This window comes from Secundilactobacillus sp. MJ173, assembly GCF_059704265.1.
Map to the genome: position 1 here is coordinate 1 of NZ_BAAKGN010000055.1, position 8968 is coordinate 8968.

10 protein-coding genes are annotated in these 8968 nt (G+C 39.9%); 8 read left to right on the plus strand and 2 right to left on the minus strand.

Going from position 1 to position 8968, the window contains the following annotated elements:
• The coding region (locus AC6H04_RS08000) for an Arm DNA-binding domain-containing protein (RefSeq protein WP_497571201.1) at positions 1 to 441 on the minus strand (441 nt) is incomplete at its 3' end.
• Positions 441 to 689, minus strand: a complete 249-nt coding sequence (locus AC6H04_RS08005) for a DUF3173 domain-containing protein (protein WP_010579437.1) — start codon at positions 687 to 689, stop codon at positions 441 to 443. The genes AC6H04_RS08000 and AC6H04_RS08005, both read right to left, overlap by 1 nt.
• 488 nt (positions 690 to 1177) lie before the next feature.
• Here AC6H04_RS08005 and AC6H04_RS08010 point away from each other — a divergent pair, with 488 nt between their 5' ends.
• From AC6H04_RS08010 to AC6H04_RS08045, 8 genes are all read left to right on the plus strand, one after another.
• Positions 1178 to 1537: an ArsR/SmtB family transcription factor gene (locus tag AC6H04_RS08010; protein ID WP_010579436.1), complete on the plus strand. Its 360-nt coding sequence runs from the start codon at positions 1178 to 1180 to the stop codon at positions 1535 to 1537.
• Positions 1524 to 1883: an arsenite efflux transporter metallochaperone ArsD gene (gene arsD, locus AC6H04_RS08015; RefSeq protein WP_010579435.1), complete on the plus strand. Its 360-nt coding sequence runs from the start codon at positions 1524 to 1526 to the stop codon at positions 1881 to 1883. Before AC6H04_RS08010 ends, arsD (AC6H04_RS08015) begins: the two co-directional genes overlap by 14 nt.
• A gap of 80 nt (positions 1884 to 1963) precedes the next feature.
• Positions 1964 to 3694 carry an arsenical pump-driving ATPase gene (arsA, locus tag AC6H04_RS08020; protein WP_010579434.1) on the plus strand — a complete coding sequence of 577 codons (1731 nt, stop codon included), beginning with the start codon at positions 1964 to 1966 and terminating at the stop codon, positions 3692 to 3694.
• A gap of 75 nt (positions 3695 to 3769) precedes the next feature.
• Entirely contained in the window at positions 3770 to 5065 is a 1296-nt protein-coding gene (locus tag AC6H04_RS08025) for an arsenic transporter (RefSeq protein WP_010579433.1), read from the plus strand.
• Positions 5066 to 5403: 338 nt separating this feature from the next.
• Positions 5404 to 5733: an arsenite efflux transporter metallochaperone ArsD gene (gene arsD / locus AC6H04_RS08030; protein ID WP_010579431.1), complete on the plus strand. Its 330-nt coding sequence runs from the start codon at positions 5404 to 5406 to the stop codon at positions 5731 to 5733.
• Between the two features lie 23 nt (positions 5734 to 5756).
• Positions 5757 to 7157 carry an FAD-dependent oxidoreductase gene (locus tag AC6H04_RS08035; RefSeq protein WP_010579430.1) on the plus strand — a complete coding sequence of 467 codons (1401 nt, stop codon included), beginning with the start codon at positions 5757 to 5759 and terminating at the stop codon, positions 7155 to 7157.
• A 202-nt stretch (positions 7158 to 7359) separates the two neighbouring features.
• Positions 7360 to 7716, plus strand: coding sequence for an ArsR/SmtB family transcription factor (locus AC6H04_RS08040; RefSeq protein ID WP_010579429.1), 357 nt, complete (start codon positions 7360 to 7362; stop codon positions 7714 to 7716).
• Between the two features lie 25 nt (positions 7717 to 7741).
• Complete coding sequence (locus AC6H04_RS08045; RefSeq protein ID WP_010579428.1) at positions 7742 to 8356, plus strand: CadD family cadmium resistance transporter; 615 nt, start codon at positions 7742 to 7744, stop codon at positions 8354 to 8356.
• Positions 8357 to 8968 lie beyond the last annotated feature (612 nt).

Below are 8968 nucleotides of genomic sequence, written 5' to 3' on the forward strand. Positions count from 1 at the left end.
TACAATTGCACGATCAAAAACCAAAGATAACAAGCATTGAACTAGGCGGGTGTATGAATTACTTACTTGACTCTTCATCATGATTTGCCATTTCTGTATGTCCACCGGCGTAATTTTGTTAATGAAATACTTGTTAAATCCTTTGAATTGCTTTCGAAAGACGCTAACGCGACTGTCAAAAGTAGCCTTTTTGACATGACCTTCATACCAAGGAATAAAGAATTGCTGGCAGAAGTCACCAAAGGTAATCTGATCTGTTGAACCTTCTTTAACCCCATTCGCCATTAAATCACGATAAGCAGTCTTTGCTTCACGCATTGTTTTAAATCCGCTACGGCGTTTTTGGACACGTTTACCAGTTCGTTCATCCACACCAATGTTGGCACGGAAATAATAGGTGCCGTCTTTTGCTTTTTTTATTACTTCGGTTGTCTTTGTCATTATGATTGCTCCTCTGACGCAGATGCACCGATTTTAGCTAACTCTGAAAGAGTTCGCGCATTGAGCGTAAGACCTAATACTTCTTCAACCGCAGTTACTGGAACGCGGCCTAGCTTTGGTGACTCGTAATATGGACAGCCTTTCTGGACCATTAACAGCTTTGCACGTCTGATAATGTCTTTAGAAGCCCAAGGTCCATATCCTAAAGCCACAAGTTCATGTTTAGTCATAGTGACAACGTGAACCATAATTAGCCTCCTTTCGCTGGAAGCTAGACCGTATATCTTAGCTTCCATATTAACAGGATTGGGGAATAAGTGCAGCTCAATTGTGTCGGAAAACTTGCTACCCAGTTCCGTCACTAACGGACATAGGAATTTCACCTCTCCTGCTTACGTGGGAGCCTCGCGGAAGTATCATTATTGACTTAACTTGTACGATCATCAGTTAAAAATCGTAATCAAAGTGTGGGAGGCGCTCGCACTTCTGGTCATGGCGTCCGCAGATCAACAGTTCAAGTAAAGTCAGAAAGTCAGGGTAGCAATATTCAGTTTTCAAAGGACTCACAGGTGTTATTGCCTGCTCACTATATACATACAGATAAAAATAGAAAATGAAACCCAAAAAGCAAACTAATCGAAAAAAGATTAGCTGAAATAATGCTTGACGTTTACATAGATATAGGTCTATATTGTAGATATAGATACGTGTCTATATTTGTGAGGGGAGAACGTCAATGGATTATCAAAATTATGTGCTAATGCTAAAAGCAATGGCTGACCCTAATCGTCTCAAAATCATTGATTTACTTTCCTGCGGTTCGCTTTGTGCCTGTGATATTTTAGAACATTTTGATTTTTCACAACCAACGTTATCGCACCACATGAAAGTTTTACAAAATGCTGGGATCGTCACGGCACGTAAAGAGGGTAAGTGGCAGCATTATACATTGCAGGCTGAATTTACGGCTAAATTTAGGCAAGGGACTGAACTACTTTTAGCCAGCAATGAAGAATGCGTTTGTCATGGTGACGATTGCATAGATCAGCAGACAAGTCATTCCAGAAAGGTTGTTATCACTAATGAAAAAAGTTGAATTATTTGAACCAGCGATGTGCTGTTCTACCGGGGTTTGTGGGCCAGCGGTCAATGAAGATCTATTAATGATCACTTCAGCGTTTGACGCGTTACAAGGTGTTTCCAGCGTTGAAGCCGACCGGTATAATCTTAGCAATAATCCAGATGTCTTTAGTCAGCGGGCCGATATTCTAGCTGCAATCAAGGATGATGCCGATGCAACATTGCCGATCACTGTTGTCGACGGCAAAATTGTTAAAACCGGCGCTTACCCAACAATTGATGAGTTATCGGAATATACTGGTTTAGTTTTCGTGCCGGCTGATCAATCAAGCGGCTGTTGTGGTGGAAGTGGCTGCTGCTAATTTTTTGGTTGAAGCAAGAAATGGCACAGCCGTTTCTTTTAAATTATATATAGATGATTATCTATGTTAGGAGAATATATATGCGCGAATATCAACCACAAAATGCTAATTTAACTCATTATTTATTTTTCACTGGTAAAGGGGGCGTCGGTAAGACCACAACGGCTAGTGCCACCGCCATCAATCTAGCTGATAGCGGTCAGCAAGTGATGCTGGTCTCCACTGATCCAGCTAGTAATTTACAGGATGTATTTGATACTGATTTGACCAATAAACCCAAGGCAATCACCGGTGTGCCCGGTCTATTTGCCGCTAACTTTGATCCGGTGACTGCTGCCGGTGAATATCGGGAAAGCGTCGTTGGTCCTTACCGCGGCGTGTTACCGGATGCAGCAGTCAAAAATATGGAGGAACAGTTGTCTGGTTCATGTACGGTCGAGATCGCATCGTTTAATGAATTCGCTAAATTTTTAACTGATCCCGCTGTCGATCAGCGCTTTGATTATATTATTTTTGATACAGCGCCGACTGGTCATGCGTTGCGTATGCTGCAATTGCCCTCAGCTTGGAATAATTACTTGGCGGAAAATGATCGTGGGGCTTCATGCTTAGGCCAACTAGCCGGGATGGGCGACAAAAAAGCAATTTACGCCAAGGCTGTGGCTACTTTAAGTAATGGCGAATTGACCACCTTAATGTTAGTCACGCGTCCCCAAAAAGCATCATTACTGGAAGCGGCGCGGGCAGCCCAAGAATTAGCTGATATTGGCATGCAAAATCAACAATTAATTATTAATGGAACGTTGAAAACACCGACTGATCGTGCTTCCCATGCTATTTTTGAGCAGCAGCAGACTGATTTGCAACAGATGCCAGCAACATTACAGGCGTTGCCCCAAGCAGAAGTACCGTTACGAGCGTACAATGTTACTGGCCTAGATAAGTTGAGATTAGTTTTACAACCGGAACAACCAAGTTTAGCAACTTATCCGGCAATTACCAATCACTATCCTAATTTAGATACCATTGTTGCTGATTTAATTAAGACTAACAAAAAAATTATTTTCACCATGGGTAAAGGCGGCGTAGGTAAAACTACGGTGGCCGTGCAGATCACTAAAAAGCTGGTGGCCCAGCATAAAACCGTTCATTTAGCCACCACTGATCCGGCTGATCATCTTGATTTCTTTAACACAGATGATCCTGCAATCACCATCAGTCATATTGATGAACAGCAGGTACTTAAGGACTATCAAAATGAAGTGCTGACGACGGCGCGTCAAACCATGAAATCGGCCGATGTTGACTATGTGGCTGAGGATCTACGCTCACCATGTACGCAAGAAATTGCCGTTTTCCGCGCTTTTGCTAACATTGTCGCCCAAAATGATAGTGATGTTGTAGTCATCGATACGGCGCCAACCGGCCATACGCTACTGCTACTGGATTCGACTCAAAGCTATGCCAAAGAAGTCAAACGCACTGCCGGTGATGTGCCTCAAGCAATCGTTGATCTGTTACCGCGGCTACAAGATCCAGCGCAGACTGAAATTGTAATGGTGACTTTACCGGAAACAACGCCAGTTTATGAGTCGATGCGCTTGAATGATGATCTAGATCGGGCCCAAATTGCGCACACCTGGTGGTTGGTCAATCAAAGTATGCTGGCAACGGAAACAACGCATCCTTGTTTGCAGGCCCGGGCGCAAAATGAAGTTGAATGGATCGAAAAGGTTAAGCAGATTTCCAATGGTCATTTTGCAGTTGAACAATGGCAACCAGATTTTGAGCAGGCGTTATTAACGATTTAGCGTTATTAAAATTTGAAATAAAGGTATCAATTAATCAGGGTAGCAATACCCTGATTTTGGTAGTTGGGAGGAACCATGCAAGTCTTTTTCGCCGTTTTTATATTTTTACTGACATTATTATTTGTTATTTGGCAACCTAAGGGACTATCAATTGGCTGGACTGCGATTGGTGGTGCCGTTCTAGCACTATTATTCCGGGTGGTCACGTTTAAAGATGTTGGCACTGTCACCGGAATCGTTTGGAACGCGACTTTATCTTTCGTCGCAATTATTTTGATCTCACTAATTTTGGATGAGATTGGTTTTTTCGAGTGGGCTGCCTTACATATGGCGCGGCTAGCTAAAGGTAATGGCGTGCGCATGTTCATTCTGATCGCCGTTTTAGGTGCAATTGTCGCCGCCTTATTTGCTAACGATGGTGCAGCGTTGATTTTAACGCCGATCGTCTTGGCAATGGTCCGTGCGTTACATTTCGATGAAAAGCGGGTTTTCCCATTTATCATTGCTAGTGGCTTCATCGCTGATGCAACATCACTACCGTTAGTTGTCAGTAATCTAGTCAATATTGTATCAGCTGATTTCTTTGGTATCACATTTTCGGAGTATGCGCTACGGATGTGGCTACCGGATCTTTTTTCATTAGTTGCTAGCATCGGTATTTTGTACTTATATTTTCGTAAGGCGTTACCTAAACACTATGATGCCAGCCAAGTTGCTGAACCAAAATCGGCGATCAAGGATCAACGATTATTTAAATTTTCTTGGGTCGTGCTGGCAGCGTTATTGATTGGTTACTTTAGCAGTAGCTTCCTAAATATTCCAGTTTCGATTATTGCTTTGACGATTGCCTTGATCTTTTTGCTAGTCGGTCAGCTAAGTCATCACGTCAATACCAAGGCCGTTATTAAAGGTGCACCGTGGAATATTGTTTTCTTCTCAATTGGAATGTACGTGGTGGTTTATGGCCTACAAAACGTTGGCTTAACGGCATTGCTTGCGGGAATCATTGCTAAAATGGCAACTGGTGGGCGTTTTGTCGCCACCATGGGCATGGGCTATATGGCTGCGTTCTTGTCGTCGGCCATGAATAACATGCCAACTGTGATGATCAATGCTTTATCGATCAAAGGGGCGAATGTCTCTGGCTTAATGCACCAAACCTTAGTTTATGCTAATATTATTGGTTCTGATCTAGGACCAAAAATTACGCCAATCGGTTCATTAGCAACTTTAGTTTGGCTACATGTTCTAGCGCAAAAGGACGTTAAGATTGCTTGGGGCACTTATTTTAAAATTGGTATCACGATCACGATTCCAGTTTTATTCATTACACTATGTGGTTTATGGTTATCGTTAAGTATCTTTGGTTAAGGAAGGATAGCTGATTATGATGCAAACTAAATATGAGCAACAGAATTCATTGGGCAATAGTCTAAACATAATCGATACTTTGGTGAAGCAAGTTGTAAGTGCAGAAATAGAAGCAATTTCTGCGGCGTATCTGATTCAAGCCAATCAATAAATTAATCTGCTTGAATTAAAATATAGCCATGAACTAGTAATTCAACAGAACTTGTCTCAGGTGGAAACGGCCTTTTTGCAAATCAATTAGTTAATTCTAGATAATTTAGCGGTTAGTTATTTTCGTGACTATACTCAAGTGGAGAAAGAGTTTGATCATTTTGACCGCCTGATAGGTGAGGTAAAAGATGATCAAAATAGAGATTTTTGAAGCAGCAATGTGTTGCGCAACTGGTGTTTGTGGGCCAAGTGTTAACAAGAAACTTATTCAAACGACTGCAATTCAGCGTCATGTTAATGCAGACAGCAAAAACAGAATCACACGTAAAAATCTAGCACAAAACCCAGATGCCTTTGTTCATAGTCAACAAGTGCATGACTTATTAGAAAAGTATGGCGTCGCAATTTTACCAATTACTATGGTCAATGGTAAAATCGTTAAACAAAAAGATTATCCAACTTTTCAAGAGTTCTCAGACTACCTACAGCAAGATTTAAGTCGGGCACGTGTTCATTAACCGGAGTGAAAGGAATTAATTAAATGGTACGTGATGCAGAAAAATTATTGATCATCGGTGGTAGTGACGCTGGTATTTCAGCGGCCTTAAAGGCCAAAGAACTTAAACCGCAACTAAGAGTTCAAGTATTATTGGCAGATGAGTACCCTAATTTATCAATTTGTGGATTGCCCTATGCAGTTAGTGGGGAGGTACCCAATTGGCATTCATTAGCTCATCGGGATTTACAAGAATTAACGTCGACTGGCGTTGAGTTTCAAATGAATATGATTGCTAAGAAAATTGATCCGCAGCAACATGAAGTTATCGCGCATTCGTTTGCGGGTGAATTACAAATTTATCATTATGATCATTTGGTTGTAGCCACTGGAGCCAAGCCAAAATTATCTGGTATTACAGGGATAGACTTAGCGCGTACACAACAGCAGAATAGTAAAGTTCGTGTTTTGCATACGATGGCAGATTATTTTGCGCTTGAAACGAATTTGACTACAAACAGTGTGCAAAATGTGGCTATCGTAGGCTCCGGCTATATTGGGATTGAAATGGCGGAGGCGTTGCAGAAACGTCATTTAAACGTGACTATTTTTCAACGTGGCGCAGAGATACTATCAACGGTCGATGCTGATTTAGGCCAAATCGTTCATCAAAAATTAGTTGCTAATGATGTTCAGGTTGCAACTAACTTAACTGTTTCAGAAATTAATGAAACTGAAACTAAGGTGAAGGTTGTTGGTGTGAATGCGGATCAAAAGATAAATACTTATGATTTTGATTTGGCTTTAGTTGTGGTTGGTGTTCAGCCGAATACTGATTTATTAGTCGCAGCTGGTTCCGAAACTGGAATTGCTGGTGCCGTCAAGGTTGATCAATATATGCAAACTACGTTACCAGATATATGGGCGGCCGGTGATTTAGTTGAAACAAAACATCATTTGTTAGGGAAGGCTTACTTACCGCTGGGCACAACGGCACACAAACAAGGGCGAACTGCCGGGTTCAATGTTGCTGGTGTTCCACGTACCTTTAAGGGTAGCATTGGGACTCAAGTGCTAAAGGTATTTGATCTAGTAGTTGCGCGGACTGGATTATTAGCAAAGGAGGCCATACAGGCAGATTTTGCGCCATTTACTGTAACAACCGACGTCGATGATCATAAAGCGTATTTTCCGGGTGCACATAAGATTAAGATCAGGATTACCGGTGATCAACATACCGGCCGACTTTTAGGCGTACAGGTAATTGGTTATTACGGTAGTGAAGTTGCCAAACGTTGTGATATTTTTGCAGTGGCAATTTTTAATAATATGACGGTGGCGGAAATTAGTGATTTAGATTTATCCTATTCACCACCAGTTGGCTCACCTTGGGATGCAGTACAGATTGCGACTCAGAATTGGGAGCAACAAAGTTTGAAATATTAATTATTTATTTAAAATATTCCAACATCCAGTTGAAGCTTATATTTTAAGCGTCAACTGGATGTTGGCGTTTTATAACCTAGTTATTTTTGTGATGGAGTTTCAATTACTAATATTAAGTGTAAAATATGGTTCACCATTAAACTATTACATGATATAATGTAATAGTTGGTCGTCACATAATTGTATTACAAGGAGGATACGCATGATAAAAGTAGACTGTTGTCCGGATAAACCAGAATTAGCTAGCCGTGATTTACTGAGTGAAGAGAACGCAAGTGAGATCGTCTTACTTTTTAAAGTTCTATCCAATGATACAAGATTAAGAATTTTACATTGTTTAACGCGCGAGCCTAAAATATCAGTTGGCAAGATTGCGGCTAGGCTTAATATGAAAACTGCAGCTATTTCTAACCAGTTGCAGCGATTAGTTGATCAAAAAATTGTGAAAACTGAACGTGATGGAAATTTCATCAACTATGAAATTATTGATGAATGTACTGCTATTCTATTAGAACGTGCTTGGTGTTTAGCAGAAGACACAGGTAAAATTACGGGTTAATAAATATGTGAAATGGGATGTTGCTATGATTAAAACCATTATAACTGGTATTGTGCTATACGCCTCCACCGCGATTGATTTATTAGTTATTCTGATGTTATTATTTTCAAAATATCGGTCAACAAAACATAAGCAACAAATTTATATTGGTCAATTTTTAGGTTCATACACATTGATAGCAATCAGTCTTTTTTTTGCGTTAGTACTTCACTATGTGCCTGCTAAGTGGATTCTTGGATTTTTAGGTTTAATACCGATTGGCTTTGGGATTAAATATATCCTGAGTGACGAAGATGAAGCCGCTGAGGTTGATGAAAAAATCGAACAGCGAAAAGACAAAAATTTGATCGCAACGGTTGCTTTAATCACCGTTGCATCTTGTGGCTCTGATAACATTGGACTTTTTGTGCCTTACTTTGTATCGTTAACAATCGAACAACTAATAACGACGTTTATTGTTTTTACATTCTGTATCTTCATACTTGTCTATTTGGGTGATAAATTTTCGCGTGTGAAGATTGTTAAGAAATTGTTAGATAAATTTGGTAATTGGATTATGGCAATTATTTATATTGGATTAGGCATGATGATTATTTTAGAGAGTGACACAATTTCACATCTTATTAAAATACTTTTTTGAAAAAATAGGATATCTTTTTTGTTTATATAGAGGTGTTATAGTGGCATCAGAGAATTGGTTACTTGCAAAAAAAATTGTTTCGAATTACGGGTGTGGATTTGAAACATATTATAATATGAAAGTGAACGACGATCTTAGCTTAGCGTGATATTCTACGTAAAACTGAGACTTTTTGTTATTTAGGGGGCGGTAGGAGAAACATTTTGTTTTGTCTGGATTGATGGCGTACACGAGACAATTTTAGTTTTGACCATACAAGAAAGCTGTTATCACGAAAGAAGAGACAATTATGGTCAGAATTAAATAAGGAACGATATTATTGGTGATTAAAAACTTAGTTTGATGACTAATACTGATCCAACTACATTATCAGATATGAATACAAGTAGTTTCATGATAGACACTATGTTTCAACGACTTTTGAAAGAAGGTTCAGAGCTTTCTAACAATTTCATGGATGTCCCAGATTTAAAAGCGGATACGAGTCGTATGTTATTCAGTGTGAAAAAATGAAAACAGCTGTTTGTCCAGATTAGTGGTTCAAAACAGTAATTCTGTTCGTTGCGCATACAAAAAAGATCCGTTGACTCCGCTACACAAGAATAATTAAAA

Coding starts and splice junctions, on each gene's coding strand:
- AC6H04_RS08005 (WP_010579437.1), bottom strand. CDS start 689: ATGGTTCACGTTGTCACTATGACTAAACATGAACTTGTGGCTTTAGGA.
- AC6H04_RS08010 (WP_010579436.1), top strand. CDS start 1,178: ATGGATTATCAAAATTATGTGCTAATGCTAAAAGCAATGGCTGACCCT.
- arsD (WP_010579435.1), top strand. CDS start 1,524: ATGAAAAAAGTTGAATTATTTGAACCAGCGATGTGCTGTTCTACCGGG.
- arsA (WP_010579434.1), top strand. CDS start 1,964: ATGCGCGAATATCAACCACAAAATGCTAATTTAACTCATTATTTATTT.
- AC6H04_RS08025 (WP_010579433.1), top strand. CDS start 3,770: ATGCAAGTCTTTTTCGCCGTTTTTATATTTTTACTGACATTATTATTT.
- arsD (WP_010579431.1), top strand. CDS start 5,404: ATGATCAAAATAGAGATTTTTGAAGCAGCAATGTGTTGCGCAACTGGT.
- AC6H04_RS08035 (WP_010579430.1), top strand. CDS start 5,757: ATGGTACGTGATGCAGAAAAATTATTGATCATCGGTGGTAGTGACGCT.
- AC6H04_RS08040 (WP_010579429.1), top strand. CDS start 7,360: ATGATAAAAGTAGACTGTTGTCCGGATAAACCAGAATTAGCTAGCCGT.
- AC6H04_RS08045 (WP_010579428.1), top strand. CDS start 7,742: ATGATTAAAACCATTATAACTGGTATTGTGCTATACGCCTCCACCGCG.